At 47.7% G+C, this 26,138-nt stretch carries 49 protein-coding genes, 2 tRNA genes and 1 pseudogene; 31 read left to right on the top strand and 21 right to left on the bottom strand.

What is annotated here, in order from left to right:
• Positions 1-37: 37 nt before the first annotated feature.
• The 18 genes and pseudogenes from A1WG_RS00005 to A1WG_RS00090 all read right to left on the bottom strand — a co-directional run bounded on the left by A1WG_RS00005 (position 38) and on the right by A1WG_RS00090 (position 7,918).
• Positions 38-1,342 carry a tyrosine-type recombinase/integrase gene (locus tag A1WG_RS00005; RefSeq protein WP_016242514.1) on the bottom strand — a complete coding sequence of 435 codons (1,305 nt, stop codon included), beginning with the start codon at positions 1,340-1,342 and terminating at the stop codon, positions 38-40.
• Positions 1,343-1,387: 45 nt separating this feature from the next.
• Positions 1,388-1,633: an excisionase family protein gene (locus tag A1WG_RS00010; RefSeq protein ID WP_000005726.1), complete on the bottom strand. Its 246-nt coding sequence runs from the start codon at positions 1,631-1,633 to the stop codon at positions 1,388-1,390.
• Between the two features lie 75 nt (positions 1,634-1,708).
• On the bottom strand, positions 1,709-2,053 hold the full coding sequence (locus tag A1WG_RS00015; RefSeq protein ID WP_001281193.1) for a hypothetical protein: 345 nt from the start codon (positions 2,051-2,053) through the stop codon (positions 1,709-1,711).
• A 76-nt stretch (positions 2,054-2,129) separates the two neighbouring features.
• Positions 2,130-2,429: a hypothetical protein gene (locus tag A1WG_RS00020; protein WP_001447403.1), complete on the bottom strand. Its 300-nt coding sequence runs from the start codon at positions 2,427-2,429 to the stop codon at positions 2,130-2,132.
• A gap of 87 nt (positions 2,430-2,516) precedes the next feature.
• The gene (locus A1WG_RS00025) at positions 2,517-2,798 is read right to left on the bottom strand and encodes a hypothetical protein (protein WP_000022062.1); all 282 of its coding nucleotides are present in this window, start codon (positions 2,796-2,798) and stop codon (positions 2,517-2,519) included.
• A gap of 114 nt (positions 2,799-2,912) precedes the next feature.
• Positions 2,913-3,524 (bottom strand): DUF551 domain-containing protein, encoded by a 612-nt coding sequence (locus tag A1WG_RS00030; protein ID WP_016242513.1) that lies wholly within the window; start codon positions 3,522-3,524, stop codon positions 2,913-2,915.
• Entirely contained in the window at positions 3,521-3,730 is a 210-nt protein-coding gene (locus A1WG_RS00035; RefSeq protein ID WP_000951706.1) for a hypothetical protein, read from the bottom strand. Before A1WG_RS00035 ends, A1WG_RS00030 begins: the two co-directional genes overlap by 4 nt.
• A 1-nt stretch (position 3,731) precedes the next feature.
• Positions 3,732-3,923, bottom strand: a complete 192-nt coding sequence (locus A1WG_RS25340; RefSeq protein WP_016242512.1) for a hypothetical protein — start codon at positions 3,921-3,923, stop codon at positions 3,732-3,734.
• 159 nt (positions 3,924-4,082) lie between these two features.
• On the bottom strand, positions 4,083-4,733 hold the full coding sequence (locus tag A1WG_RS00045) for an ead/Ea22-like family protein (protein ID WP_016242510.1): 651 nt from the start codon (positions 4,731-4,733) through the stop codon (positions 4,083-4,085).
• A pseudogene (locus tag A1WG_RS00050) lies at positions 4,733-5,083 on the bottom strand (ead/Ea22-like family protein); the annotation flags it as partial. The gene A1WG_RS00045 and the pseudogene A1WG_RS00050, both read right to left, overlap by 1 nt.
• Positions 5,080-5,247, bottom strand: coding sequence for a DUF2737 family protein (locus tag A1WG_RS00055; RefSeq protein ID WP_016242508.1), 168 nt, complete (start codon positions 5,245-5,247; stop codon positions 5,080-5,082). The pseudogene A1WG_RS00050 and the gene A1WG_RS00055, both read right to left, overlap by 4 nt.
• Before the next feature lie 10 nt (positions 5,248-5,257).
• A complete protein-coding gene (locus tag A1WG_RS00060; RefSeq protein WP_016242507.1) occupies positions 5,258-5,551 on the bottom strand; it encodes a phage anti-RecBCD protein in 294 nt (97 codons plus the stop codon).
• 23 nt (positions 5,552-5,574) lie between these two features.
• Complete coding sequence (locus tag A1WG_RS00065; RefSeq protein ID WP_016242506.1) at positions 5,575-5,958, bottom strand: hypothetical protein; 384 nt, start codon at positions 5,956-5,958, stop codon at positions 5,575-5,577.
• Positions 5,958-6,563 (bottom strand): ERF family protein, encoded by a 606-nt coding sequence (locus A1WG_RS00070; RefSeq protein ID WP_016242505.1) that lies wholly within the window; start codon positions 6,561-6,563, stop codon positions 5,958-5,960. The genes A1WG_RS00065 and A1WG_RS00070 overlap by 1 nt, the downstream gene beginning before the upstream one ends.
• A 256-nt stretch (positions 6,564-6,819) precedes the next feature.
• Complete coding sequence (gene kil, locus A1WG_RS00075) at positions 6,820-6,972, bottom strand: host cell division inhibitory peptide Kil (RefSeq protein WP_001243355.1); 153 nt, start codon at positions 6,970-6,972, stop codon at positions 6,820-6,822.
• Complete coding sequence (locus A1WG_RS24800) at positions 6,957-7,091, bottom strand: hypothetical protein (protein ID WP_000972063.1); 135 nt, start codon at positions 7,089-7,091, stop codon at positions 6,957-6,959. Before A1WG_RS24800 ends, kil begins: the two co-directional genes overlap by 16 nt.
• Before the next feature lie 75 nt (positions 7,092-7,166).
• Positions 7,167-7,535 (bottom strand): DUF2528 family protein, encoded by a 369-nt coding sequence (locus A1WG_RS00085; RefSeq protein ID WP_016242504.1) that lies wholly within the window; start codon positions 7,533-7,535, stop codon positions 7,167-7,169.
• 182 nt (positions 7,536-7,717) lie between these two features.
• Positions 7,718-7,918 (bottom strand): antirestriction Ral family protein, encoded by a 201-nt coding sequence (locus A1WG_RS00090; RefSeq protein ID WP_000213979.1) that lies wholly within the window; start codon positions 7,916-7,918, stop codon positions 7,718-7,720.
• 209 nt (positions 7,919-8,127) lie between these two features.
• On the opposite strand from A1WG_RS00090, the gene A1WG_RS00095 reads away from it, so the two are divergent.
• On the top strand, positions 8,128-8,622 hold the full coding sequence (locus A1WG_RS00095; protein ID WP_016242503.1) for a hypothetical protein: 495 nt from the start codon (positions 8,128-8,130) through the stop codon (positions 8,620-8,622).
• Positions 8,623-8,652: 30 nt separating this feature from the next.
• Here A1WG_RS00095 and A1WG_RS00100 read toward each other — a convergent pair whose 3' ends face one another.
• The 3 genes from A1WG_RS00100 to A1WG_RS00110 all read right to left on the bottom strand — a co-directional run bounded on the left by A1WG_RS00100 (position 8,653) and on the right by A1WG_RS00110 (position 10,331).
• On the bottom strand, positions 8,653-9,015 hold the full coding sequence (locus tag A1WG_RS00100; protein WP_016242502.1) for a hypothetical protein: 363 nt from the start codon (positions 9,013-9,015) through the stop codon (positions 8,653-8,655).
• Between the two features lie 2 nt (positions 9,016-9,017).
• Entirely contained in the window at positions 9,018-9,290 is a 273-nt protein-coding gene (locus tag A1WG_RS00105; protein WP_016242501.1) for a transcriptional antitermination N peptide, read from the bottom strand.
• A 345-nt stretch (positions 9,291-9,635) separates the two neighbouring features.
• Entirely contained in the window at positions 9,636-10,331 is a 696-nt protein-coding gene (locus A1WG_RS00110; protein ID WP_016242500.1) for a LexA family protein, read from the bottom strand.
• Positions 10,332-10,407: 76 nt separating this feature from the next.
• On the opposite strand from A1WG_RS00110, the gene A1WG_RS24035 reads away from it, so the two are divergent.
• The 30 genes from A1WG_RS24035 to A1WG_RS00240 all read left to right on the top strand — a co-directional run bounded on the left by A1WG_RS24035 (position 10,408) and on the right by A1WG_RS00240 (position 26,129).
• On the top strand, positions 10,408-10,623 hold the full coding sequence (locus A1WG_RS24035; protein ID WP_000067728.1) for a helix-turn-helix transcriptional regulator: 216 nt from the start codon (positions 10,408-10,410) through the stop codon (positions 10,621-10,623).
• 141 nt (positions 10,624-10,764) lie between these two features.
• Entirely contained in the window at positions 10,765-11,061 is a 297-nt protein-coding gene (locus A1WG_RS00115) for a CII family transcriptional regulator (protein ID WP_000442612.1), read from the top strand.
• A 32-nt stretch (positions 11,062-11,093) separates the two neighbouring features.
• A complete protein-coding gene (locus A1WG_RS24935) occupies positions 11,094-11,255 on the top strand; it encodes a hypothetical protein (protein ID WP_000166961.1) in 162 nt (53 codons plus the stop codon).
• Positions 11,242-12,063, top strand: coding sequence for a replication protein (locus tag A1WG_RS00120; RefSeq protein WP_016242499.1), 822 nt, complete (start codon positions 11,242-11,244; stop codon positions 12,061-12,063). Before A1WG_RS24935 ends, A1WG_RS00120 begins: the two co-directional genes overlap by 14 nt.
• Positions 12,060-13,436 (top strand): replicative DNA helicase, encoded by a 1,377-nt coding sequence (locus tag A1WG_RS00125; protein WP_016242498.1) that lies wholly within the window; start codon positions 12,060-12,062, stop codon positions 13,434-13,436. The genes A1WG_RS00120 and A1WG_RS00125 overlap by 4 nt, the downstream gene beginning before the upstream one ends.
• Positions 13,437-13,508: 72 nt before the next feature.
• Complete coding sequence (locus A1WG_RS24930) at positions 13,509-13,715, top strand: hypothetical protein (RefSeq protein WP_000229808.1); 207 nt, start codon at positions 13,509-13,511, stop codon at positions 13,713-13,715.
• Between the two features lie 128 nt (positions 13,716-13,843).
• A complete protein-coding gene (locus tag A1WG_RS00135) occupies positions 13,844-14,089 on the top strand; it encodes a phiTE_015 family protein (RefSeq protein WP_001341809.1) in 246 nt (81 codons plus the stop codon).
• Complete coding sequence (locus A1WG_RS00140) at positions 14,061-14,471, top strand: recombination protein NinB (protein WP_000814611.1); 411 nt, start codon at positions 14,061-14,063, stop codon at positions 14,469-14,471. Before A1WG_RS00135 ends, A1WG_RS00140 begins: the two co-directional genes overlap by 29 nt.
• Positions 14,468-14,644 carry a NinE family protein gene (locus A1WG_RS0122615; RefSeq protein ID WP_001254255.1) on the top strand — a complete coding sequence of 59 codons (177 nt, stop codon included), beginning with the start codon at positions 14,468-14,470 and terminating at the stop codon, positions 14,642-14,644. The genes A1WG_RS00140 and A1WG_RS0122615 overlap by 4 nt, the downstream gene beginning before the upstream one ends.
• A gap of 2 nt (positions 14,645-14,646) precedes the next feature.
• On the top strand, positions 14,647-15,048 hold the full coding sequence (locus A1WG_RS00145) for a hypothetical protein (protein WP_016242497.1): 402 nt from the start codon (positions 14,647-14,649) through the stop codon (positions 15,046-15,048).
• Positions 15,008-15,217, top strand: coding sequence for a protein NinF (locus A1WG_RS0122610; RefSeq protein WP_077688242.1), 210 nt, complete (start codon positions 15,008-15,010; stop codon positions 15,215-15,217). The genes A1WG_RS00145 and A1WG_RS0122610 overlap by 41 nt, the downstream gene beginning before the upstream one ends.
• Positions 15,210-15,479 (top strand): hypothetical protein, encoded by a 270-nt coding sequence (locus A1WG_RS00150; protein ID WP_016242496.1) that lies wholly within the window; start codon positions 15,210-15,212, stop codon positions 15,477-15,479. Before A1WG_RS0122610 ends, A1WG_RS00150 begins: the two co-directional genes overlap by 8 nt.
• Complete coding sequence (locus tag A1WG_RS00155; protein ID WP_000002243.1) at positions 15,479-15,769, top strand: DUF1364 domain-containing protein; 291 nt, start codon at positions 15,479-15,481, stop codon at positions 15,767-15,769. The genes A1WG_RS00150 and A1WG_RS00155 overlap by 1 nt, the downstream gene beginning before the upstream one ends.
• Positions 15,766-16,128: a RusA family crossover junction endodeoxyribonuclease gene (locus tag A1WG_RS00160; RefSeq protein WP_001008200.1), complete on the top strand. Its 363-nt coding sequence runs from the start codon at positions 15,766-15,768 to the stop codon at positions 16,126-16,128. Before A1WG_RS00155 ends, A1WG_RS00160 begins: the two co-directional genes overlap by 4 nt.
• Complete coding sequence (locus A1WG_RS00165; protein WP_016063210.1) at positions 16,125-16,319, top strand: NinH protein; 195 nt, start codon at positions 16,125-16,127, stop codon at positions 16,317-16,319. Before A1WG_RS00160 ends, A1WG_RS00165 begins: the two co-directional genes overlap by 4 nt.
• Positions 16,310-16,828 carry an antiterminator Q family protein gene (locus A1WG_RS00170; RefSeq protein ID WP_000512805.1) on the top strand — a complete coding sequence of 173 codons (519 nt, stop codon included), beginning with the start codon at positions 16,310-16,312 and terminating at the stop codon, positions 16,826-16,828. The genes A1WG_RS00165 and A1WG_RS00170 overlap by 10 nt, the downstream gene beginning before the upstream one ends.
• A 63-nt stretch (positions 16,829-16,891) precedes the next feature.
• Positions 16,892-16,966: transfer RNA gene (locus A1WG_RS00175), tRNA-Asn, on the top strand.
• Positions 16,967-16,971: 5 nt separating this feature from the next.
• A tRNA-Thr gene (locus A1WG_RS00180) sits at positions 16,972-17,047 on the top strand.
• Positions 17,048-17,289: 242 nt separating this feature from the next.
• On the top strand, positions 17,290-17,613 hold the full coding sequence (locus tag A1WG_RS00185) for a phage holin, lambda family (RefSeq protein WP_000783734.1): 324 nt from the start codon (positions 17,290-17,292) through the stop codon (positions 17,611-17,613).
• Complete coding sequence (locus A1WG_RS00190) at positions 17,597-18,073, top strand: glycoside hydrolase family 24 protein (protein WP_000229392.1); 477 nt, start codon at positions 17,597-17,599, stop codon at positions 18,071-18,073. The genes A1WG_RS00185 and A1WG_RS00190 overlap by 17 nt, the downstream gene beginning before the upstream one ends.
• Positions 18,070-18,537: a lysis protein gene (locus tag A1WG_RS00195; protein WP_016242495.1), complete on the top strand. Its 468-nt coding sequence runs from the start codon at positions 18,070-18,072 to the stop codon at positions 18,535-18,537. The genes A1WG_RS00190 and A1WG_RS00195 overlap by 4 nt, the downstream gene beginning before the upstream one ends.
• Complete coding sequence (locus A1WG_RS00200) at positions 18,525-18,677, top strand: hypothetical protein (protein ID WP_001139675.1); 153 nt, start codon at positions 18,525-18,527, stop codon at positions 18,675-18,677. The genes A1WG_RS00195 and A1WG_RS00200 overlap by 13 nt, the downstream gene beginning before the upstream one ends.
• A 164-nt stretch (positions 18,678-18,841) precedes the next feature.
• Positions 18,842-19,084 carry a DUF2560 family protein gene (locus tag A1WG_RS00205; RefSeq protein WP_016242494.1) on the top strand — a complete coding sequence of 81 codons (243 nt, stop codon included), beginning with the start codon at positions 18,842-18,844 and terminating at the stop codon, positions 19,082-19,084.
• Positions 19,085-19,163: 79 nt separating this feature from the next.
• Positions 19,164-19,589, top strand: coding sequence for a terminase small subunit-like protein (locus tag A1WG_RS00210; protein ID WP_000179910.1), 426 nt, complete (start codon positions 19,164-19,166; stop codon positions 19,587-19,589).
• Positions 19,586-21,001, top strand: coding sequence for a PBSX family phage terminase large subunit (locus A1WG_RS00215; protein ID WP_000200766.1), 1,416 nt, complete (start codon positions 19,586-19,588; stop codon positions 20,999-21,001). The genes A1WG_RS00210 and A1WG_RS00215 overlap by 4 nt, the downstream gene beginning before the upstream one ends.
• A gap of 1 nt (position 21,002) precedes the next feature.
• A complete protein-coding gene (locus A1WG_RS00220) occupies positions 21,003-23,201 on the top strand; it encodes a portal protein (protein ID WP_000818366.1) in 2,199 nt (732 codons plus the stop codon).
• A gap of 90 nt (positions 23,202-23,291) precedes the next feature.
• Positions 23,292-24,185, top strand: a complete 894-nt coding sequence (locus A1WG_RS00225) for a phage scaffold protein (protein ID WP_016242493.1) — start codon at positions 23,292-23,294, stop codon at positions 24,183-24,185.
• Between the two features lie 18 nt (positions 24,186-24,203).
• The gene (locus tag A1WG_RS00230) at positions 24,204-25,457 is read left to right on the top strand and encodes a P22 phage major capsid protein family protein (protein WP_016242492.1); all 1,254 of its coding nucleotides are present in this window, start codon (positions 24,204-24,206) and stop codon (positions 25,455-25,457) included.
• A gap of 41 nt (positions 25,458-25,498) precedes the next feature.
• Positions 25,499-25,687, top strand: a complete 189-nt coding sequence (locus A1WG_RS00235; protein WP_001389518.1) for a hypothetical protein — start codon at positions 25,499-25,501, stop codon at positions 25,685-25,687.
• Positions 25,668-26,129: a packaged DNA stabilization gp4 family protein gene (locus A1WG_RS00240; protein ID WP_001140510.1), complete on the top strand. Its 462-nt coding sequence runs from the start codon at positions 25,668-25,670 to the stop codon at positions 26,127-26,129. The genes A1WG_RS00235 and A1WG_RS00240 overlap by 20 nt, the downstream gene beginning before the upstream one ends.
• Positions 26,130-26,138: the final 9 nt, after the last annotated feature.

The raw sequence follows: 26,138 nt of genomic DNA, 5'->3' as shown, positions 1-26,138 counted from the left end.
TGATGTCCATGCAGGTGTAGGTTTTGTAACCTGTTGACTATACTTGTTTAATTACATCCGATTCCACAGCGTGGGGCATGGATGGGGCAAACTCACTCAATTTCTGGTTTAAAATGGATACCTGATCCTGATTGTTTTCTGCCATCCACGATCCGTAAACGCGATAAACCATCTGAGCATCAGAGTGTCCCATTTGCTTCGCGATGAAGTTAGGGTTAGCTCCAGCGGTCAAAGACCAACATGCATAAGTGTGCCTGGACTGATATGCTTTGCGGTAGCGAATCCCGGCGCGTCGCATTGCAGTTTCCCATGACTGATTAATCGACCCAACTGCATAATGGTGCCCGGCAAGGCCATTACGCGTAACGATTTGCGGATTGAAAACAAAAGTGCACGGATGCATTTCAGTTCGACCATACTCACGAAGTTTCACTTCAACCTGATACTGCTTACCAAGCCGTGTCATTTCAGCCTGATTCTTAAGCACGTCTATTGCAGGTTGAATAAGGTTGATAACACGGTTTGTTCCCGCTTCGGTTTTTGGAAGAGTGAACTCTTTCGTTAATGTGTGGTTTCTTCTGATCGTCATTGTCCCAGCCTTCAGGTCTATATCTTCCCATGCCAGAGAAACCAACTCTCCGTGGCGAACTCCCGTATAAACAGCCAGTGACCACATATTTTTTAATTGCTGATGCTTAAATGCGTTAATCAACCTGACAAATTCATCACGGGTTAACGGATCAGGTTCCGTTCGTGATCTCTTCAGTTGCGAAATGGCTGCGAACGGATTTTCTTTGATGTATCCGCTGTCGGCTGCGAACTGAAACATCCCCGCCATGGTGTTCATGTAGTTATTAACAGTTGGCACGGAACGTCCCTTAATGGGTGTTTTTTGCCCGCGTTTCAGAACGTGATATCCGGTCAGCAAATCCTTTCGTATGAACAGTAGCTCTTCCTGAGTCACAGCAGATGCAAGTCTGTTGCCTCCGATTCGGGGAACCATATTTCTTACAATGGAGCTGTAACGCCCCATCGCATTGGTACTGATTTCCAGCTTTTTCAGATCCAGCCATTTCTCAGCCAGGTCTGCGACGGTAATTTCCTTACTTTCCGCACCAAATTTTCTCAGGTTGGGAGAGTCCGGAAACTGAGCGGCATAGTCGAAATTACCCGTCTTAATGGAAAAACAAACAGATGCTCGTAGCTCGCCAGCTATTTTCCTGTTTTTTGGTGTATCCGGCACACCGAGACTTTCCCGCACTCGTGTGCCTTTATACATGAACCATATGCGGAGTGATCCGCCATGGTTCTCAACGCCTGTTGGGTATGCTGTCTTAGCCATTGTTCCCTCCTGACGCCCAAGAGCGCATTAAGCATAAACGGTTCTTCATCGACGCGCACCAGGCTGTTTTTTTGACATACTCTCAACCCACTGGTCGATAGCCTTGCGGTTATACATGCATTCGCTGTTTTCTTTTGGAATACCGTCCGGTGCAACATGGAGATATTCACGACCAACAAGCCAGGATTGTTTACGTGCTCTCTCTATGGTTCCTGGGCGTAAACCTGTAATTTCGATCAGTTTTTGCTCTGTCACCCAGTCGTTGGGCACAATTAAGTTAACTTCGCTCATTGTTTTCTCCGGTGCTGGAATGAAAGGGGGGGGGTTAACATGCCTCATTGGGGTTGAGGCTGTGTGATTCCATGGTTAGTCCTTGCGTAGTTCGCTAATTCTTCTGTAAGTCTCTGGTGCTTTGTTCCCGTACGTCTTCATTTCAGACTTCAACAGAGCAACGAGTGAATCCCATTCGTTGAGGATTCCTTTGAATGCCGGAACGCGCTTTGCAACCTTGTCGAATGAATCCCTGATTTCTGGAATCTGCTCAACAAGTGCAACGCATCGCCGAAAGTCTGCTGCGTCATGGGGAGCGCCGAAGTGATGACCATAGATATTCTTTTTCAGGCCACATGCGATTGAGGCAAGAGTTGCGCTACTGATACCGACATCGCCAGTTGATTGCCATTTCAAAACCTTCATAGCCAAATCTGACATTTCTTGTCTCCAATAAAAACCGCCATCAGGCGGCTTGGTGTTCTTTCAGTTCTTCAATTCGAATATTGGTTACGCCTTATTCGATGCGCACTCCTGGTATTTCACCTTTTGATATTGCTAAGTCATAAATTTGCGCGGCACTATACCCATCTCGCATCCATGAATCTAAGGCGCGAACAGCCTCGCTACGCTTTTTATCTTCTCTCTCATTTTTGATATCAACGAGGACATCAACGCAATTAAGGCAAATGTGGATTTTGTCCTTACATTCGATCATGGCGGCTTTACCATGATTTCCGCCACACAGTGAGCATAAATCTTCAGGGTCTGGCTGGTATTTCTGTAACGTTAGAGGGTTGAATGTTGAACAGACCATAATCATCTCCATAAAACAAAACCCGCCGTAGCGAGTTCAGATAAAAGAAATCCCCGCGAATGCGAGGATAGTTACTTGTTCATATTATTAATCGTCAATGTATTTTGAGCATTGTGGGCAATCATCAATCCCACAATACGATTCATATGCATCCTTTATTGCGTCGCGGGCTTCAGTAAGAGTATTGAATAAGTTGCAGCTATTATCTTTTTGATATAGGTAAGTTCCTAATTTATAAGCAGAAGAAGCATCATTTCCGCTGTCTAAAATTACATCGTTATGGATTCTGCACCTTGCAAGAACTCCTGATCCCATAAGGGTCTGCATAGCCCATTGCTCTTGATCTTCACACAAATCATGAATGCTCATTTCAACACCTCTCTTCACGTTTCACACACGTTAAGATTAACAGTGTTTTTACATGCTTTGGAAGATTTATTTTATAAAAACTCTTTTAATACAAATAGATATAATAGTTCACTATTATAGCTCCTTTAATCGAGGCGGTTCTGGTAGCGGCATCCAGTGGGTTACATTGCGGCTCTGCGTTTCGAAGAACTCCTCACCATTGCGGACAACATCAAAAAACTCACCGTTTCGATATTGCGCATAAAGAACGAATGCGCCATCACATAAAATAATTACGTGCTGACCATCATCCGGCATTCGCTCACTACAGCTTATCCAACCATCCGGAGTTACCGGATAGTTGCCATTCACAAGGTCAGCTCGAACATATAGTGTGTCATCATGGTGCTGATTGTGGCTGCACCACGTTAATTCGCTTAACTCGCCATCTTCTGGCCATACTCCAGCTGTTTGCAGCCAGATATGGGCTGGCGCATCTTGGCAAGGTGTATTAACTGGCAACTTGTAAGTTTGGTTTACAGGTTCGGCTTCCAGCGATGCCAGCGCAATCCGTGCCAGCTCACGCACAACTTCAGGGGGCGCGTGACGGTCATTCAGGTCATCCCACAGACGTAGCATGTTATCGCTATCAGGGTTAACATCCTCATTAGTTCCGGCCAGCGCACTAATAACCTCATCGGCTGCTTCAATAATTTTCTGTGCCTGTTCTCTGGTAATAGTGGTCATTTGTTAATCCTCAAAACTTTATGCCCGGGCGCAAAAGCACGCGTTTTGTCTTTGCTTATTCGCCAGCCATCCTTGCGCGCCTCTTTTGCACAGCCAGCCCATGACGTACCTATATACTCACCGAAGTCTGGCGACTTATATTTGCCATCTGTACACTGGAGGCAATCACAATAGAGATGCATGGTGTAACTTGCGGCAATAGCCATATTAGGCTCCTTTAGTGCGCAAGTGGTTTTCCCAGCGGTTTTGCGCCGCGCTGCCCTTATCTCGGACTCCCTCTCTGGCAATTCCAGAAAATGAAAACAACACCACACGACGATTGCTAACTCTCAACCACTGGCTGGGATAGCAAAGTCTGTATACACGGGAGATAAGCATCTTAGCTTTACGGTTTTTCATCGCACTGCGCCCCCCTTCTCTCGTCTGTTCCGCGACGCGGTGGGTTTATAGTTAAATGCGAATACCACCCTACCAAACATGCCGATCACCGCCCGTTTGTGATTGCTGATTGGTAGCTTCTCGTACCCCGTCGAACGCGATAAAAGAAGTAATTTTGCTTTACGGTTTTTCATCGTTTTGTTCTCCTGCGTCTCCTTTGATGCGAATGCCAGGGGCGCGTGGCACATTAACTTCCACGATGCGCACAGTTGGTTTGTACATCTCAATCGCTGTCAGCCAGTCAGCTCCTGTCATGCGCTTTTCCGCATCGCCATTAGTCCACTGAACCGGTACACCAATAGCCTTCATCGCGATTTCTATTTCCCCGGCAATGGCGCTTTTTCCGCAACCAGTAAAACCAGATACAACGACAAGAACTTCGCCTTTGGCTGGTTTTATTTCCCGTGCTTCCAGTTCTGCTATGCGCTTCTCTGCGGCTTCCAGCTCAACGCGCAGCCTCCCTACCGTTAGCGCAATTTCCTCGTTCTCCTGGTCGCGGCGTTTGATGTATTGCTGGTTTCTTTCCCGTTCATCCAGAAGCGCCAGCACTAATTTAGGGTTGAAAGCTGCGATAAATTCTGCGTTGTTCTCTGCATTTTTCTGGTCGTCAAAGCCAGGCCATTTGATAATGTCTCCGCAACGTTCATCCCCCGGCGTATGCACCGCATATGTACCAGTGTCCGGCGAGATGAATGCACGCCATTCGCCCTGTGTTGCCTGTTGCGCTATCTTACGTAAGGTAGCTAATTGTTCGCTGGTAAAAGTCATCATGGTTGCATCTCCCGTTCTTCTGCCCACTTCCGAAGCCCTTCAATCTCACCATTACGAGCTATCAGCTCGCGACACAGTCTTTCGTTTTCATCCAGCAGCGCCAGCACGGTAGCTGGATTGGCTGCGGCGATGAATTCAGCATTGGCCTGCTGTTCCATTTGGAAATCTTCATAGAAACGGCTTTCTGGATGCGCTCCTTCAATTCTGCAAATAGGAATATATCCAGCAACCTCGCGATGAATTAGTGCATCATCACCATCAAATCGTCCCTCTCCATATTCGAGCGACCACACACCACACGTTGCTTTCTCTGCCTTTTCACGCAGTGCCTGATAGTCAATCTTGCTCACTGGCTGCCTCCTTTGCGCCACATCGCATTCAGATATTTGTTGTCATTAACAGAACCGAAACTCTTTCGCTTAAGCAATTCCTCTCTCGATGGCATTGGCTTTACGCGTTGGCGAATAATCATTTCTGCCGGAAGAATGCCGGGATTGTATGCAAGTCCTCTCATGGTAAATTCCTCAGTCATTACTGATAGCGCCATAGCGTGAGCGGTAATTACGCAGGCGCTGGTCAATTTCAGGGAAGTGGGTATATGTGGCTTTGCGGAATGGTCGGATTGATGTCTGGTAAATTCGCTCGCGTTCTTCTTTCTCTGCAAGCCATATACAGTGGCGAAATTCCTTTTCCTCTTTCGTTTCCTGCGGTAGCGACATTATCAGGTCGTAGTTTTTTCTGAATTTATCCAGCACCTCCGATACGGAATTGCCGGAACAGCGGCGCGCGTCATCCGCACCATACAGAGGCGCTGGCATAATGGAATCCTTATTTTTCTAAATCAGAATGGGATGGAATCGTCGTATACAGGAGTGTTCTGCTGGTTACTGCTTTGTTGCTGTTGGCTGTTTCCTGAAGTTGCAAATCCAATCTTTGAATTCAGTAATTCAAGAGTGATTGATTGACCATTTTGCCCCTGATAAACATCAACCCTGATGTTTTCTCCGGTAATTTCTACAATGCCACCTTCAACCAGAACGCTACGGTAGTAATCCGCTTGCGCTCCCGGCTTGGCAAATACAACGGCGCTGTAGTTTGTCCATTCTTTCTTTTTTGTCTGGCGATCGTAATACTGAACGCCAGCACGGATGTTGAATCCGATATTTTCCCCGGCCTGAAACTCTCTTGCGGGCTTGTTTAGTCTTACAGTAATCGAATGTGCCATTAAGCAGCAGCTCCTTCTAATTCGTCTCGTCTGATGTTGTAAACGTCCTGCGCTTTGTGCTGCTCAGGTGTGCCTTCGAGCATCTTCCACGCTTTGGCGAACGCCTGTTTAAGCTCTTCTACGGTGTTTTTCTGCATTGCTGCGTCAGTGAATGCTTTTAGAACCTGTTCAGGTGTAGGTGATGGTTTTGATTGCTTTGCTACTGCGTTCTGCTGATGTTTATGCTCGTCTGTATCTGCATCTTTCGCATCATCAATGCCGAACAAACCATTGAGGCAATACTTGCGTGCATAAGAGCTTGTAGCTCCCGTAACTTGTGCAGAATCCATTCCTTTCTTGCTTTCTTCCTCTCGTGCAAGAGCGGTTGACGTATGACTGTTTTCGCCATCGGTAATAGTTGCCGTGGCTTTCACGTAATACCGATCACCAATCAACACAACTTCATCGCTGATTGATAAAAACAGACCATTCAGTAACGGCTTAACGCCTTCAAGAATATCTTCGCAGCTTCTGTATTTATATTTGCCGAATGAGTTGTACTGATTCTTTGGCGCGTTCAGATTCTCCTGAATAGCTGCCAGTCTTGCGTAAAATTCTTTGCTCATATGATTGTTCTCAGAATGGACACGGCCCAAGGAAATAACGCTGATTTAATACTTCGACTCGGGACAAATTAAGGCATACCCGCATTCCTTCGCGGTCACCATTATGGCGATACCAGAGAGCTTTCTGCGTGTACATGCGTCTCTGTAACTTGCTCTCCTTCACTGTGGTTGCAAGTGACATGAATATCTCCTTCGTTACCGATTAATTCTTTCATCTGACGAATGAATTCTTCGTCTGACCAGTTATCTGTAAAACTCATTTCCTGCGATACCACGGAAGGTTGATAGCTGATTTCATCGCTTTATTTGCTTCAAGCCACATTTTTGAATCACCAATAAATCGGGCTATTACTGCTTTGTTCTGTGCAGCACGAAGCATCTGGTGATTGATGGCTATTTCATTGCGCATAACGCCTCCAGTTGTTTCTTTGCTGCTCTGATTAATTGTTTAACTCGGCGTGATAATTCAGATTCGTGCGGGTAGAAAGCGGACATGACGCCGCTACCCGCGAGCTGAAAGTGCATCATGGGTAACTCCTTATATTTGATTGCATAACGAAAACGCCTCGAGTGAAGCGTTATTGGTATGCGGTAAAGCCGCACTCAGGCGGCCTTGATAGTCATATCATCTGAATCAAATATTCCTGATGTATCGATATCGGTAATTCTTATTCCTTCGCTACCATCCATTGGAGGCCATCCTTCCTGACCATTTCCATCATTCCAGTCGAACTCACACACAACACCATATGCATTTAAGTCGCTTGAAATTGCTACAAGCAGAGCATGTTGCGCCAGCATGATTAATACAGCATTTAATACAGAGCCGTGTTTATTGAGTCGGTATTCAGAGTCTGACCAGAAATTATTAATCTGGTGAAGTTTTTCCTCTGTCATTACGTCATGGTCGATTTCAATTTCTATTGATGCTTTCCAGTCGTAATCAATGATGTATTTTTTGATGTTTGACATCTATTCATATCCTCATAGATAAAAAATCGCCCTCACATTGGATGGCAAAGAAGATTTCCAATAATCAGAACAAGTCGGCTCCTGTTTAGTTACGAGCGACATTGCTCCGTGTATTCACTCGTTGGAATGAATACACAGTGCAGTGTTTATTCTGTTATTTATGCCAAAAATAAAGGCCACTATCAGGCAGCTTTGTTGTTCTGTTTACCAAGTTCTCTGGCAATCATTGCCGTCGTTCGTATTGCCCATTTATCGACATATTTCCCATCTTCCATTACAGGAAACATTTCTTCAGGCTTAACCATGCATTCCGATTGCAGCTTGCATCCATTGCATCGTTTGAATTGTCCACACCATTGATTTGTATCAATAGTCGTAGTCATACGGATAGTCCTGGTATTGTTCCATCACATCCTGAGGATGCTCTTCGAACTCTTCAAATTCTTCTTCCATATATCACCTTAAATAGTGGATTGCGGTAGTAAAGATTGTGCCTGTCTTTTAACCACATCAGGCTCGGTGGTTCTCGTGTACCCCTACAGCGAGAAAAATAGTAAAATCCTCTCACCCCTACAGTAAGAGAGTAATTTATATGGATGTGTTATCTGGTATAACTGCCGCGAAACAGGCTTATGATCTGCTGAAGACAATAAAAGAAACCAGAGACGATGCGGTTATCGCTAAAGCTATTGGAGATCTACACCAAAGAATAACTGATTTACAGATGCTTAATGCGGAGCTCTCTGGCCTTTATCAGGCCGAGAAGGAGATCGCAATGAAGCTTCGAGATGAAAATAGAAAAATCAAGATGTTTGTTGTGCAAGCTGAGAATTATGAACTTCATACAACTGAAGGTGGTTCTGCCGTGTATAGACCTAAGAGTCATTCCGATCCTTCTATTCAGCAGCATAACCTTTGTGCACATTGCTTCGGCGAACATAAAATATCGATACTTCAACCAAGCACGGTTACTATAAAATCTAATGGGTTCTTTGTGCATTCATGTCCTCGCTGTAAGAATGAATACCGGATGTATAGAGCGCCAGACCCTAAGCCTGTATATGTACCGCCGCTGACAAATTATTAATTTTATTCCTGAAATAGCCTCTTCACCCCCTTACTTTGTCAGGGGGATATCTCCTTCAGTTCTGACCATTCGCCTTAATACTTTCCTTAAGTCGATGTAAAGTTGAAGGTCTCCATTTGCTGCGGCATCAGCCATTTTTTGCCTGACAAGCAGTAATGTTTCATACGGCTCAATAAGAATATCGTCATGAGTAATTAGGTGAAGCGTTGCCGCATCAACTATTCCTAGAGCTGCGCCAAGTATCAAAAATTCCCTGCTATTTTTGTCGCATGAGGAGATAAGCGTATTTAGCGCATACCTAATATTCTTTATAGCTGTTGTTAATGCTGCAATTTCTTCTATGGCGTCTTCTTCAATGAGCTTTTTAAGCTCATATTTTTCTTCCTGACCCATAATTACCTCGCCGTCAGTTGTTTTGATTTCCGGTAGCCTGCCGCGTAAATAGCTACGTTCGGAAGACAAGTTGAACCTTCATATTTTCTGGTCAACGTTGTCAGAGTTATCACTTCTGCTCTCATTGCTGGTTTGCGCTTGCATTGCAAGACCACTCGTGAAGGGGTTGGCCTGTGTAGCTTGTCGGAGCTGATCGCCTCCTGACTTTGCAGATTTGCGCGACGATCTCTACGGCGAGAAGCTGCGGTTCCTTTAAATTCTGTTTTTCTGGACATGGATTCCTCCCGAATAAACTCTGGCGATGCAATCCCGAAGCTACTCCTGAGAGAGTTGCTTCGGCATTGCATCCCACAGCTTATGTGGTTGGGTGATCTGGCTTTTCAGCCACGTAGTCGAGTGTTCGACGTTGTTTAAAGAGCCTGCCAGTCTGTTCCGTTTGGCTTCCAGCTTCCTGCTGATGGCTAAATAGTACGATGTGTACTTTACTGAGTCAATACAAAATGTTCTAAATATGGTTTAGTTTTTTATAACACTTTGTATTTTATTGATTTATATTTTGGAAAAAGAAAACCCGACGCTAAGGTCGGGTTATTGTTGTGTGTTTTAGAGTGGTGAGGCTGTTAACTAAATGTCTCTTCAGGCCACTGGCTGGCGATAACTTTCCCTACTACGGAACAGCTATCATTGCATGGAATCATTGGATATTGCGGGTTTAGTGGTTGTAGGAACACCTGACCGCTATCCCTGATCAGTTTCTTGAAGGTAAACTCGTCACCACCAAGTCTGGCTATGCAGAAATCACCTGGCTCAACAGCCTGCTCAGGGTCAACGAGAATTAACATCCCGTCAGGAAAGCTTGGCTTGGATCCTGTTGGCGCGGTCATGGAATTACCTTCAACTTCAAGCCAAAACGCACAATCACTGGCTTTTTTGGTTGTGCTGACCCATCTCTCCGCATCACCTTTGGTAAAGGTTCTAAGCTCAGGCGAGAACATCCCGGCCTGAACATGAGAAAAAACAGGGTACTCATATTGTTTTTTAACGGGGGCAGATGAGTATTCGCCAACAGGTGAAAATGTACCGTCGTGGTTGAATGAGACGTTATCAATACCAAGGTATTTAAACACCACACCAATCTCGTCAAGAGATGGATGACGAGATCCGCGCAACCAGTGACCAATTCCACCCTGCGTCATACCAAGCTCTTCAGCTAACTTCTCTTGAGTTATGCCGAGCTCTTTCATTCTGGATCTAGCCAGTTCATACCATTTCATTTTCATACCCTTATTATTACGCTCTGTACTAAAATCATCCATGCACAAGATGTATTTTTTTGTTTGCATTCTAAAAGTACATATCGTATTATTGCATTGTGATTACTATGGAGGGCATATGAGCAACCTACGAAAATATCGAGAGTCACTGAATATCTCTCAAACAACACTTGCTAAGGCAGTTGGATGCACACAGGGAGCTATCGGACATTGGGAATCTGGTCGTCGCTTCCCAGACCTTAAAACATGCCGTGCTCTTGTTGAGTGCCTAAACAAGTTAGGCGCAAAAGTCAGTCTTGATGACGTGTTCCCGCCGGAACACAAAGCTGCTTAATAAGCGGATCCGCTCTTTGTAACAACGGACATTCGTCCTACGTCGCTGAAAAGCGAGTCCCAATATATCTGACCAACTAAGGCCATATGCGTTTCCACGCATACCTTTCAACTAACTATTCACTATTGGAAATCTTAAGAAATGGAAAGAACAAGTTACAGCAAACTATCACAGCGTGACGTTGATCGCGCTGAAACTGATTTACTCATCAACCTGTCAACGCTTACCCAGCGCGGTCTGGCAAAGATGATTGGCTGTCATGAATCGAAGATAAGCAGAACGGACTGGAGATTTATTGCTTCGGTGTTGTGTGCTTTCGGAATGGCATCAGACATCAGTCCGATTAGCAGGGCTTTTAAGTATGCGCTTGATGAAATCACAAAGAAAAAATCCCCGGCCGCCACCGAGGATTTTAAGCAAATTGATATGCAATTCTGAGGGAATTACTGGATCAATCCACAGGAGTAATTATGACAAAACGTCGTAAGAAATACCAGGAAAAAGAAGAGATTCGACACCCTGATTCACCTGAGGGATTAGTGGTAGCCGCAGCAAATAACAGGGCGTTCGCAGAGCGCCTTGTTGGTGTTTACAGACTAGCCAAAGCAGGAGTGAAACATGGGCGTCGTTAAGTTAGCTGATTACAGGCCTCAACTTGAGGTCGTGGAGCATCGCGTGGCAGATACCGAAGATGGTTTCATGCGCGTTGCTAACGAGATTACCGACAGTCTGCTGATGGCTGATTTAACCGTCCGGCAGTTGAAGGTGATGCTCGCTATCATGCGCAAGACATACGGATTCAATAAGCCGATGGATCGACTCACAAACACGCAGATAGCAGCCATGACAGGTATTCATCACACTCATGTTTGCGCTGCCAAGCGCCAGCTTATCGAGCGTAAATTCCTCATTGCTGATGGCGTGAAAATCGGAGTGAACAAGGTGGTTTCTCAGTGGATTAGCCAGGACAGCTTAACATTAGCTAAAACAGCTAATAAAACATTAGCCAAGTCGGCTAATGGGTATAAGCCAAGTCAGCTAAACACAAAAGACAATATACAAAAGACAATAAATACAAATACCCCCTTACCCCCTAACGGGGGTGGCGATGGGCAGGTTAAACCTGAACGTCGCAAGGCAGAACGAATCGACTACGAATCCTTCCTGAACGCCTACAACACCGAAGTCGGTGACAGACTGCCACACGCTGTTGCGGTCAACGAGAAACGCAAACGCCGCCTGAAGAAAATCATCCCGCAACTGAAAACGCCAAACGTGGACGGTTTCAGAGCGTATGTCAGGGCGTTTGTGCATCAGGCCAAGCCGTTTTACTTCGGAGACAACGACACGGGCTGGACGGCTGATTTTGATTACCTGCTGAGGGAAGACTCGTTAACGGGAGTTCGGGAAGGGAAGTTTGCAGACAGGGGGATTACATGAGACAGGATATCGAAGCGAGCGTTATCGGTGGCCTGCTGATTGGTGGATTAACACCAACCGCCAGCGACGTTCTGGCAACGCTGGAGCCGGAAGCGTTTTCAATTCCGCTCTACCGGAAAGCCTTCGAGGTTATCCGCAAGCAGGCGAGAAACAGAAACCTAATCGATGCGCTGATGGTTGCCGAGGCGTGCGGAGAGGAGCATTTCACGTCAATCCTGATGACCAGCAAAAACTGCCCGAGTGCCGCAAACCTGAAGGGATATGCCGGAATGGTCGCGGATAACTATCACCGCCGTCTGGTGCTGGAAATCATGGATGAAATGCGTGAACCAATTCAGAGCGGAACCATCGACGCATCGAGTCAGGCGATGGATGAACTTGTAAAGCGTCTTTCAGCCATCAGAAAGCCCCGTGACGAGGTTAAACCTGTACGGTTAGGGGAAATCATTACTGACTACACTGACACGCTTGACAGGCGTCTGAGGAACGGAGAAGAGTCAGATACCCTGAAGACCGGAATCGAAGAACTTGATGCCATCACCGGAGGGATGAACGCGGAAGACCTGGTGATAATCGCTGCTCGTCCTGGTATGGGGAAAACCGAACTGGCGCTGAAGATTGCCGAAGGCGTTGCAAGCCGCGTTATTCCTGGTTCTGACGTCCGGCGCGGAGTATTGATTTTCTCAATGGAAATGAGCGCATTGCAGATTGCAGAGCGAAGCATTGCCAACGCCGGGAGGATGTCGGTTAGCGTACTGCGAAATCCTGCATCAATGGATGACGAGGGCTGGGCACGTGTTGCTAACGGCATGAGTCAGCTTGCAGATTTGGATGTATGGGTAGTCGATGCCTCGCGGTTATCGGTCGAAGAAATACGCTCAATCGCAGAACGGCACAAACAGGAAAATCCAAACCTCTCACTCATCATGGCGGATTATCTTGGCCTGATTGAGAAGCCGAAAGCAGACCGCAACGACCTCGCAATTGCTCACATCTCAGGAAGCCTGAAGGCGATGGCGAAAGACTTGAAAACGCCTGTTATCTCCCTAAGTCAGCTTTCGCGCGATGTTGAGAAGCGACCAAACAAACGCCCGACAAACGCAGATTTGCGTGATTCAGGAAGCATTGAGCAGGACGCAGACTCAATCATCATGCTCTATCGGGAAGCGGTATATGACGAGAACAGTAGCGCCGCGCCATTTGCTGAAATCATTGTGACGAAAAACCGTTTTGGCTCGCTTGGTACGGTTTACCAGCGGTTCTGCAACGGACACTTTGTTGCATGTGACCAGGATGAAGCCAGACAGATTTGCACAGCATCAAATGCACCTGCTTCGCGTGGCAGACGATATGCACAAGGGGCTGACGTATGACCATCTACATCACTGAGCTTGTAACAGGCCTGCTGGTAATCGCAGGCCTTTTTATTTTGGGGAGAGTAAATCGTGGTTGAGTTGATTTTTTCTGCATTGAGGATTCTCGGTGCTATGTGGATGGTGGCGACGTTCATTGTGGTTGCCAGCAGTTTTGTCCGGCTGGTAGGCGAAGGTAAAGACCTGGTTGGTGTGCTTTTCGGTAGCATTTTCCTGTGGGTGATTATCGGTGTTATGCCTGTTGTCGTAGCAAAAGTGGCGTGGCGTTTTGTGAGTTGAACTGAGGGTAAGTACCGATGGACGAATCAAGAAAGCAGTTTGAGGAATACGTTGCCAAAAAATTGAGATTACCATTCGAGATGATAACCGAGGCAAGAAATGGTGATAGGTACTTCGCATTTTCAAGCATGGATATTCGTCACTCCTTAAATGAGTGGTGGACTTTATGGCAGGCATCGCGAGCAGCTATTGAACTGGATATCGACTGGCCAGAATCGAATGACGACTTTTGGAAAGATGGTGAAGAAGGTGCTTATGCGATGGGTTATGAGGATGGGCGTGACAAAACGGTAATTGCAGTAATGAAAGCTATCAGAGCCGCTGGAATTAAAGAGAAGAATTTCGATGAAGCAAACAATATTCCTCCGAACTAAGCAACAACAGCAAGCCGCAATCAACGCCATCCTCGCAACACCACTCGATAAAGACAAGCCAGTCACCATCCGCATTACTGACTACAAGCGCAACCTTGACCAGAACGCAAAATTTCACGCGATGCTGGCGGATATCGCACGTCAGGTTCAATGGTGCGATAAGTGGTTAAAACCAGAACAATGGAAGGTTTTGTTGATTAGCGGTCATGCAGTGGCAACAAAGCAGGAAGCTGATGTTTTGCCCGGCCTTGAAGGCGAATACGTCAACATTCGCGAAAGTAGCGCGCAGATGAGTGTGAAGCGTATGGCAAGTCTGATTGAGTACACGACAGCATGGGCTATTGGTCAGGGCGTCAGATTTACCGACAGGAGGTACGAATGAGACGACAGCGACGAAGTATCACCGACATAATCTGTGAAAACTGCAAATACCTTCCAACGAAACGCTCCAGAAATAAACGCAAGCCAATCCCAAAAGAATCTGACGTAAAAACCTTCAACTACACGGCTCACCTGTGGGATATCCGGTGGCTAAGACATCGTGCGAGGAAATGACAATGCTTTTAATTCAACCAGGATTTGGCCTTAGCATCAAAAAATGGCACATGTTTGGCGAGAAAGAGTCTCAACGAAAAATGGTGCTTATCAAGTTGCCATGTATCAGTATTTGTTGGCTAAACAGGGAGGCAGCAAATTATTTGTCTACATGCGCCAGAGCAGCATTTAACGACCCTGAGTGGTTTGTAGAAAACCATCACGCTGTTCGTCAGGCAAAGAGAAAGGCCAAAACGACATACATGAAGGCGTATCGAAAAGCATGGAAAGAACACCGCGATCGATACCAGCAAGACATGGAAAAGCTTGAATCAGAAAACATGGAATTAAGACGAAAGCTCGGTGAAGCAAAACGATACATTGATGCTTACAAGCGACTTTTTAATGGTGAAAGCCATGCTTAGCCCATCCCAATCCCTTCAATACCAGAAAAAAAGCGTCGAGCGAGCTTTAACGTGCGCTAATTGCGGTCAAAAGCTGCATGTGCTGGAAGTTCACGTGTGCTCCGATTGCTGCGCAGAACTGATGAGCGATCCGAATAGCTCAATGTACGAGGAAGAAGACGATGAGTGATTTCTCTGAGCTTATTTCCTTCAAAAAAGACAGAGAAGAAATGCGGACTGAATCTGTCTATTACGTTCAACACCGGAATAAACGCTCGGTGCTTGATCAGGAGTTGATTATTACCGGAGACCTGGCATTCAGAACATATAAGGCCAGCATGGAAATGAAGGATTTCCCTAAATGTGGTTCTGAAAGAGAAGCCGCGTTAAAGCTGGCTGAGTGGATGCAGAGAATGGCTGCTGCAATTGAGAATTACTGGAGTGAACCATAATGGCTAACCTACGCAAAGAAGCACGCGGCAGAGAATGCCAGGTACGTATTTACGGCGTATGCAATGGCAATCCTGAAACTACAGTTCTGGCACATTACCGGATGGCTGGAATTTGCGGAACGGGAATGAAACCTGACGACCTGATCGGTGCATGGGCTTGTAGCGCGTGTCACGATGAAATCGACCGACGCACCCATAATCTCGACAACAAAGACGCCAGACTTTACCACCTGGAAGGCGTGATCAGGACGCAGGCGATACTGCTGAAGGAGGGGAAGATTAAGCCATGAACGAATATCAGTTTGTGCTTCCATACCCGCCGTCGGTGAACACCTACTGGCGAAGACGGGGAAGCCAATACTACATCAGCGATAAAGGCCAGAAATACCGAAAAGACGTTCAGCAAATCATCCGCCAACTTAAGTTAGACATTTTCACCAAATCACGACTCCGCATCAAAGTCATCGCAGACGTTCCAGACTCCCGCCGCCGCGACCTCGACAACATCCTGAAAGGTTTACTCGACTCCCTTATCCACGCCGGATTTGCGGAAGACGACGAGCAATTCGATGACATTCGCGTAATTCGTGGCGTGAAAGTACCAGGCGGAAGGCTTGGAATAAAAATCACCGAGCTGGAGAACGTATGAACGCCACAATTCAAACGATACCAGAGCTTCTTATCCAGACACGAGGCAATCAGACCGAAGTGGCAAGGATGCTTTCCTGCGCAAGAGGAACAGTGCTCAAGTACAACCGAGACAGTAAAGGCGAGCGTCACGTAATAGTTAACGGCGTCCTGATGGTCAAACAGGGCAAGAGGGGAAGACGATGGGCATAAGAGAACTAAACCTCACCAAAGAGCAGCACGAGTGGCTGAATGGCTGGCTTGAACTGTGGGGCGCATGGGTTTATTCAGGTCGTCTGGAAAAGCGCATGAGCAGCGTAATAGCGAAGTTCATGGAGAGCGTAGAGCCGGGAAGAGTTATGACAAGGCCAATGTGCAATGATGATGATGGAATGTTGATTTCTCAGGTCGTCGATTCCGTCATGTGCATTGACAAGAAAGCCTTTGGCATCCTCCTTAGCTACTACGCTCATGGTTCATCTAAGCGAGCAATTGCATCCTACTATCACGCGACTGCAAAGCCACGCAAGATGTGTGGACGTGGTGGCGAGGGATGGAGAAAACCTTCACTGGCAACCTGTAGAAACGAAATTGACGACATCCTGAAAGCGTCGTTATTTGTTTTGTACCAGCCAATGCAAAATGCTTTCAAAATGCGTAAACGTGTTGAGAAAGTTAAGCATGTTGCTGTTAAAAGCCTTGACATGCAATTATCCATTTAGCCATAATTAGAAGGTAAGCTGCCGTTAGTGACTCTTAAGTTGCAACGGTGGCTTTTTTTATTTGGGTCAGTCGTATAAAGGTCATTACGGAAGGCTGTTAATCTTCTTATCGTGGTTCGAGTCCACGCTGTCCCGCCAAACATGCTGGTTTAGCTCCAATGGTAGAGCAGTCGCCTTGTAAGCGAATGGGTAGCGGTTCAAGTCCGTTAACCAGCACCATAACTGAGCCGTAGCCACTGGCTATCCTGAATTCATCAGTGATAGTTATGCTGCGGCCTTCTACACATGACCTTCGTGAAAGCGGGTGGCATGAGGTTGTTAGCGCAACCTCATGCCGTTTTGCCCGTGCATATCGGTCACGAACAAATCTGATTACTAAACACAGTAGCCTGGATTTGTTCTATCAGTAATCGATCTTATTCCTAATTAAATAGAGCAAATCCCCTTATTGGGGGTAAGACATGAAGATGCCAGAAAAACATGACCTGTTAGCCGCCATTCTCGCGGCAAAGGAACAAGGCATCGGGGCAATCCTTGCGTTTGCAATGGCGTACCTTCGCGGCAGATATAATGGCGGTGCGTTTACAAAAACAGTAATCGACGCAACGATGTGCGCCATTATCGCCTGGTTCATTCGTGACCTTCTCGACTTCGCCGGACTAAGTAGCAATCTCGCTTATATAACGAGCGTGTTCATCGGCTACATCGGTACTGACTCGATTGGTTCGCTTATCAAACGCTTCGCTGCTAAAAAAGCCGGAGTAGAAGATGGTGGAAATCAATAATCAACGTAAGGCGTTCCTCGATATGCTGGCGTGGTCAGAGGGAACTGATAACGGACGGCAGAAAACCAGAAATCATGGTTATGACGTCATTGTAGGGGGAGAGCTATTCACTGATTACTCCGATCACCCTCGCAAACTTGTCACGCTAAACCCCAAACTCAAATCAACAGCAGCCGGACGTTACCAGCTTCTTTCCCGTTGGTGGGATGCCTACCGTAAGCAGCTTGGCCTGAAAGACTTCTCTCCCAAAAGCCAGGACGCTGTTGCGCTGCAGCAGATTAAGGAGCGTGGCGCTTTGCCGATGATTGATCGCGGTGATATCCGTCAGGCTATCGACCGTTGCAGCAATATCTGGGCTTCACTGCCGGGTGCTGGTTATGGTCAGTTCGAGCATAAGGCAGACAGCCTGATTGCAAAATTCAAAGAAGCAGGTGGAACGGTCAGAGAGATTGAGGTATGAGCAGAGTAACCGCGATTATCTCCGCTCTGGTTATCTGCATCATCGTCTGCCTGTCGTGGGCGGTCAATCATTACCGTGATAACGCCATCGCCTACAAAGAACAGCGAGATAAAAAAGTCAGTGAGCTGAAGCAGGCGACCGCCACCATTACTGACATGCAGCAGCGCCAGCGTTCTGCTGATGCACTCGATGCTAAATACACGAAGGAGTTAGCTGATGCGAAAGCTGAAAATGATGCTCTTCGGCGCAAGCTTGATAATGGTGGTCGGGTGTTCGTCAAAGGAAAATGCCCTGTGCCATCCTCAGCCGAAACCTCCAGCGCCTCCGGCATGGGCAATGATGCCACCGTCGAACTCTCTCCAGTTGCTGGACGAAACGTTCTCGGTATCCGGGGCGGAATTATCCGCGACCAAACAGCACTGAGAACGCTTCAGGAATACATCAGGACGCAATGCCTTCGATGATAGCGATAATTTTACTCATCATCCTTCACATCTGGCTCTGTAGACAGGATGGTGATCACTTCTGGAGTGAATCCAGATTAAACATCTCATTGCTGATGCTTGATATTGAGCATCTTGCGCGCGGTAAGGGGCTGCGTTGAGATAAGAGCCAGTCATTACAAATACCAGGATTTAGCCTCGCATTCGCGGGGCTTTTTATTGCCATTACAAAAGCCATTCCCTACAGAGTGGCTTTGATAATGGCTTATACCCTACACGGGATAACTTAACTGATATCCCTTTTAACGGATAAACGGAGCCAACAATGGCAGAGATTATTCCCATGACTGAAGAACAGAAATTCCAGTTAGAGATTTACAAACTGGTCATGAACCAGAACGCAGCCGCAGAAGAAGCATTTCAGTTCATTGGCACTGACGAACTGAAGCTTGAGCTATTCAAAATTCACTTCCAATCAGGCGGCGCTAATTCGGATATCACGACCCGCACTATCGAAGCGGTGCGTAAATCGAAGGAAGCGTTAGACCTGTTCACTACCGGAACGTAAACATGGCAACTCAAGGTTTCGACAACCCATCCAAATTCCGCGATGAATGGGATAAGCAAGCAGAAGGGAAATAATCAATATGGCGACTGAGAAAAAGAAAGGTGGTCGCCCCTCTGATTATATGCCGGAGGTGGCTAATGACATTTGCGCATTGCTTTCCTCCGGTGAGAGTCTGCGCAAAGTTTGCGAACGCCCAGGAATGCCGAGCAAAACATCAGTTTTTCGCTGGCTGGCTGAACATCAGGAGTTTCGTGACCAGTACGCGAAGGCAACAGAGACTCGGGCCGACTCTATTTTCGAAGAGATATTCGAAATTGCTGACGACGTAATCCCTGATGCCGCCGAGGTGGCAAAGGCAAGACTTCGCGTTGATACCCGCAAATGGGCGCTGGCCAGAATGAATCCCCGTAAGTATGGAGACAAGGTAACTAATGAGCTTGTCGGCAAAGACGGCGGCGCAATTCAGATTGAAACATCACCGATGAGCACTCTGTTCGGAAAATGACCTCGATTAATCCTATCTTTGAACCGTTCATTGAGGCGCATCGCTACAAAGTCGCCAAAGGCGGTCGAGGTAGCGGTAAATCATGGGCAATTGCGAGGCTGCTTGTTGAAGCGGCGCGTCGGCAGCCAGTGCGTATTCTCTGCGCTCGTGAACTGCAAAACAGTATCAGCGATTCGGTAATCCGGTTGCTTGAAGATACCATCGAGCGTGAAGGGTATTCGGCTGAGTTTGAAATTCAGCGTTCCATGATTCGTCATCTCGGAACGAATGCTGAGTTCATGTTCTACGGCATCAAAAACAACCCGACGAAGATTAAATCGCTCGAAGGCATTGATATCTGCTGGGTGGAAGAAGCGGAAGCGGTAACGAAGGAATCATGGGATATCCTGATACCAACCATCCGCAAGCCGTTTTCCGAAATATGGGTGAGCTTTAACCCGAAGAACATACTCGACGATACCTATCAGCGATTCGTTGTAAATCCTCCCGATGATATTTGCCTGCTGACGGTGAACTACACCGACAACCCGCATTTTCCTGAAGTTCTCCGTCTGGAGATGGAAGAGTGTAAACGCAGAAATCCGACACTGTATCGTCACATCTGGCTTGGTGAGCCAGTAAGCGCAAGTGATATGGCAATCATCAAACGTGAATGGCTTGAAGCCGCAACCGATGCGCACAAGAAACTCGGATGGAAAGCGAAAGGCGCTGTTGTCTCTGCGCATGACCCGTCAGATACAGGGCCAGATGCTAAAGGTTACGCATCGCGTCACGGTTCGGTAGTTAAGCGCATTGCCGAAGGTCTGCTGATGGACATCAACGAGGGTGCTGACTGGGCTACTTCGCTGGCGATTGAAGACGGCGCTGACCATTACCTGTGGGATGGTGATGGCGTCGGTGCGGGCCTACGCAGACAGACAACGGAAGCGTTCTCCGGCAAGAAAATCACCGCCACGATGTTCAAGGGCAGTGAATCGCCATTCGATGAAGATGCGCCGTATCAGGCCGGAGCATGGGCTGATGAAGTCGTACAGGGCGACAACGTTCGCACTATTGGTGATGTATTCCGCAATAAGCGAGCGCAATTCTATTACGCGCTGGCTGACAGGCTGTATCTGACATATCGGGCGGTTGTCCACGGTGAGTATGCAGACCCCGACGACATGCTGAGCTTCGACAAAGAAGCGATAGGCGAGAAGATGCTGGAGAAGCTGTTTGCAGAACTGACGCAGATTCAGCGCAAATTCAATAACAACGGGAAGCTGGAGCTAATGACTAAGGTCGAAATGAAGCAGAAGCTCGGTATTCCATCTCCTAACCTGGCTGATGCGCTGATGATGTGTATGCATTGCCCGGAGTCGGCTGCGCAACCCGACTATTCCAGTTACTCAATTCCTTGTGGTGTAGGTTGATATGGCAGAAAAAAAGATGACTGACTGGCATCGCAAGGTGCTGTGCAACTTTGATAATGCCTGGTCAGCAACGCAGGATATGCGTGAGCAGATTATTGAGGCTCAACGTTTCGTCCGGGTATCCGGCGCACAGTGGGAAGGCAGCACAAACGCTGGTTACTCATTTGATGAAGGAAGGTTTGAGCATTATCCGCGCTTTGAACTGAATAAGATTGCCCGTGAATGTGATCGCATCATTGGCGAGTATCGACAGAATCGCATAAGCGTTAAATTCAGGCCGAAGGACGATAAGGCATCGGAAGCGTTAGCCGAAAAGATGAACGGCAAATTCCGCGCTGACTATCAGGAAACATCCGGTGGCGAAGCGTGTGATAACGCATTTGATGATGCTGTAACGGGCGGATTCGGTTGTTTCCGCATGTGTGCCGATTACGAAGATGAAATGGATCCGAGTAACGAGCAGCGACGCATCAGCCTTCTTCCTGTTTACGACCCAGCGACATGCGTCTTCTTCGATCAGGACAGCAAGCAATATGACCGTTCTGATGCTATGTGGGCTATGGAAATGTTCTCCATGACGCCTAAAGCGTTCGAGGCTGAATACCCTGATTCCATCGCGGCAAGCCTTTCTCGTGATGACACTGGCACTCAATATGACTGGTCAACGCCAGATGCCATCTATGTTGGGCGCTACTACGAAGTTCGCATAGAGAAGGTGAAGCTCACTGCATGGCGCAACCCTGTTAGCGGAGAAACGGCAATCTATGATGAAGATCAAATCAAAGATATTGTCGATGAGCTAACTGATGGTGCATTCGAACTGATTGGTGAGCGGACGGTGAAGAAACGCAGAGTTTATTGCGGTCTTCTGTCTGGCGCTGAATGGCTGGAAGAACCTAAGCGTATTCCGGGCGAACATATTCCTCTCATCCCGGTATATGGGCGTCGTTCATTTGTTGATAATCAGGAGCGAATCGAAGGCCACGCAGCAAAAGCGATGGATGCACAGCGTCTTGAGAACCTGATGGTTTCCATGATTGCAGATAACGCTACTCAGGCTGGCGGTGATGGCATTCCTGTAGTTGATGTTGACATGATTCCTGGTCCTCTCGCCACTCATTGGGCGGAGCGCAACAAAAAGCGCCCGGCGTTCCTGCCGATGGTCAGTCTGAAAAACAAAAACGGAGATATTACTGCGCAGGCTCAGGTCAGCAGTTATACGCCTCCGACACAAATGCCTCCAGCTCTTGCCGGGCTATTGCAGTACACCGGAACGGCTATTCAGCAAATTACAGGTGCGTCGCAGCTTGAGAACATGCCGAGCAACGTCGCCACCGATACCGTTGATAGCATCTTTAACCGGATGGATACGCAGTCCTATATCTACATGGACAACATGGCTAAATCCATGCGTCGCGCTGGCGTTGTGTGGCTTTCTATGGCTCGTGAAGTCTATGGCAGCGATACGCCGATGCGTATCGTTAATGAGGACGGCAGCGATGACGTGGCGCTGATGACTGGTGAAGTGGTTGACCGTCAGACAGGGCAGGTTATCGCGCTTAACGACCTTTCGCAGGGTAACTATGAAGTGACTGTCGATGTTGGTCAGTCGTTCGCTACTCGCCGTGATGCAACGGTTAAGTCGTTACTTTCCATGCTGGCACTTATCCCACCAGGAACGCCGAAGCACGACCTTGTATCGTCGATGATTCTCGACAATATGGACGGTGAAGGGATGGACGACCTTAAAGAATACAACCGCAATCAGTTGCTTCTGTCTGGTGTTATCAAGCCGAGAACACCAGAAGAACAGCAGATGGTTGAGCAGGCGAAACAACAACAGGCCAGTCAGCCAGATCCGGCTATGGTTGCTGCGCAAGGTCAGCTTCTTGCTGGTCAGGCTGAATTGCAGAAAGCGCAGAACGAACAGGCAGCCATTCAGGTTAAAGCATTCCAGGCACAGACTGATGCTCAGGTTGCTGCGGCAAATGTTGTGAAAATCCTCGCATCTGCCGATAGTCAGCAGAAATCTGATATCCGCGAGGCTCTGAAACTGCTCGGACAGTTCCAGCAACAGCAAGGAGACAATGCCCGTGCTGATGCAGAGCTTGTCCTGAAAAGTCAGGCACAGGGCCATGCGCAGCGCATGGACATCAGCAGCATCCTGCAAAAATCAACTCAGCAACAACCACAGCAGTAATTAACCCATAACGTGCAATGGCTGTCTTTATGAGGCCTGGCACCCTATTGCCTTCCGATGGGCTGAACATCGAGTAAACAGGGGTAACAAATGGACCAGATGGCAGAAAACACACCAGAAGTTGAAATCGAAACCGACGCGTCAGAGCAGATTCCTGATGATGTCGAACTGGCTGAAGAAGTCGAAACAGAAGATGGCAGTGAGTCCTCCGGCAATGATGCAGAGGAAGCTACTGAAACTGATGACGACGAATCAGAGCAGGAATTCTACTTTGGTGACGAAAAGCTGGATTCGCCAACCAGCGAAGATGGCGCAGAGCATGGACTGGTAAAACACCTGCGCAAGACGATTAAAGAGAAAGACCGCGAGCTGAAAGAGCTGATGCGTCAGTCTCAGAAACCCGTCGAGCAGCAGCCGGTAATCACTCAACCACCGCGAATGCCAAAACTGGATGATGAGGACATCGGTTTCGATGAAGAAATCTATCAGCAACGCATGGCTAAGTGGGCAGATGATAACGGAAAGTACCAGCAACAGGAGATGGCTCGCAAGCAGAAGGAGCAGGAGCTTCAGGCTGCTTATCAAGAGCGATTATCCAAATATCAGCAACGTGTTAAGGCTCTCAAGGTTCCTGGCTATCAGGAAGCAGAACAGGCCGTACTCGAGGAAATCCCCATCGAGACACAAAACGCGATCCTGTTTGAGTCAGAGAAGCCGGAAATCGTTGTTCTGGCGCTTGGTCGCAACGCTGAACTGCGCAAGCAACTGGCAGAAGCTACCAACCCCGTAGCAATTGGTCGTCTGCTGGAACGTATCGAATCGAAGGCCAGAATCATGCCAAAAGCAAAAACCACGGCAGCCACAACCCCGACAGTTAAGGGGAGCAACGGCGCAGTAATCAATAACCTCGACAAACTGAAAGCCAAGGCGCTGGAAACTGGTGACTGGACGCCGTATTTCGCCGCTAAAAAGGCAAAAAAATAACCTATCGGAGCATTAAGCATGGCTAACCAATTAGCAAAAGACCTTGAAATCATGTTCGAAAACTACGTTGAAGGCTTTGAGGCCGCCTGCGTAGTTTCCCGTAACGCTAAAAAATTCCGTCCCGGTGATACAGCAATGCAGCGAGCAGGTGATGTTCTGTATCGTCCGCAGCATTACCACATGAACATTGAGGAAGGCCTCGACCTCAGCAGCAAAACGCCAACAGCACTGGTTCAGCGCCTTGTTCCTTCTGTGTTCAAGGAGCCGAAAAACATTCTGTACACTCTGGATGCGCGTGAAATGCGTGACCCGGAACATAAAACTGAAGCTGGTCGCGCCGCAGGTATGCGCCTTGCTGCACAGATTGACTCTGACCTGATTTCCATGGTCACGCAGCGTGCTACTAACGTGATCACAATGGCTGACTCAACCACTGGTTCACAGGGCCGTGATTTGTGGAACTGTGCGGCAGGTATTGATGCCACCATGACGGCGATTGGTGTGCCGCAGGGTATCAATCGTCGCTCTTTCTGGAACCCCTTCAACTACAAAGACCTTGCTGGCGAGCTTGGTCACCGTGCCTATGCTCAGGGCGCAACCCTGACAGCATACGAAAAAGCGCAGATCCCTACGGTTGCGTCCTTCGATAGCTACAAGACCGATATTTCTGGTCGTGTTCCGAAGGGTACAGCAACTTCCATTACGCTGGCATCAGCACCTGCGCACAAGGTTGAAGCGAAAGATGCTAACGATATGCCAGTGGATAACCGACAGGGGACCATTACGGTATCTGCTGAAGGTTTGCAGGTTGGCGATGCGTTTACCATCGCAGGGGTGAATTCCGTACACCAGATCACCAAAGATACCACCGGGCAGCCGCAGGTATTCCGCGTTCTGGCAGTTAGCGGAACGACAGTAACTATCTCCCCGAAAATTCTGCCGCCTGACAACGCGGATGTCGCCAGCCGTCCATATGCAAACGTTGATGCTAATGCGGCAAGTAGCGCAGCAATCACCATTCTCAACAAAAATGCCGCACCGGCTAACCTGTTCTGGGCTGATGGTTCTGTTGAACTGATGTACGGCAAACTGGCGTTCCCGACTGGTCAGGGTCCACAGGTAATGACAGCAACCACCGAGCAGGGCGCTACGCTGATCATGTCTTACGCCTTCGACCACATCAAAGGCGTAACCACTGCTCGTTTCACCACTCTGTACGGTTGCTCTGTACTGGTTCCTGAATATACGGGCATCGTTATTGCCGGGCAGTAATTTTGGTGGGGCTTCGGCCCCATTTTTATTGGGAGAAGACAATGGCACGAACAATGCTCTATAAGCCGGGCAACATGATCACCTGTGGTCAGTTTGCTGTCGATTACATCATTGTTGATGACGAAGAAGTTAAATCTCATCTGAAAAAAGGCTGGGTAAAAACTCCTGAAGAAACCGCAACGAAGCAAAAAGTTGCTAAGGCGGAAGAAGATGGCGAAAACGAAGGGTGATCTCGTTCTAAAGGCTTTACGAAAAGCCGGGCTGTATTCCAATGCCACGTTGACAGATGCTGACCCTCAGGCAATTGAAGATGCCATTAATGACCTCGAAGACATGATGGCAGCATGGCAGGCGAAAGGTATCGAGCTTGGGTATCAGTTTGCTGATACAGAAAACGGCATCATGCCGTTACCTGACGATGATTCAGGTATCCCTGCATGGGCAAATGATGGCGTCGCTTTGAAACTCGCTGTGCAAGTGTGCATGGATAACGTCATTCAGCCGTCAGACGCTCTCCTTACCGCTGCTGACAGTGCATATCAGACAATCTGCATTGCTTTAACCAAAATACCACCACTTGAGCGGCGAAATGACATGCCTCGCGGTAGTGGTAACAAAAGCGCGTTTACGTGGAATCGGTTTTACATCGAGAAAGATGATCCGAGTACGTGAGGTGAATAA

The organism is Escherichia sp. KTE96 (assembly GCF_000408525.1).
In the GTDB taxonomy this organism is placed as follows: Bacteria; Pseudomonadota; Gammaproteobacteria; order Enterobacterales; family Enterobacteriaceae; genus Escherichia; species Escherichia marmotae.
Note: the sequence above shows the minus strand (reverse complement) of the source record. Positions and strands in the feature narration are given on the sequence as shown.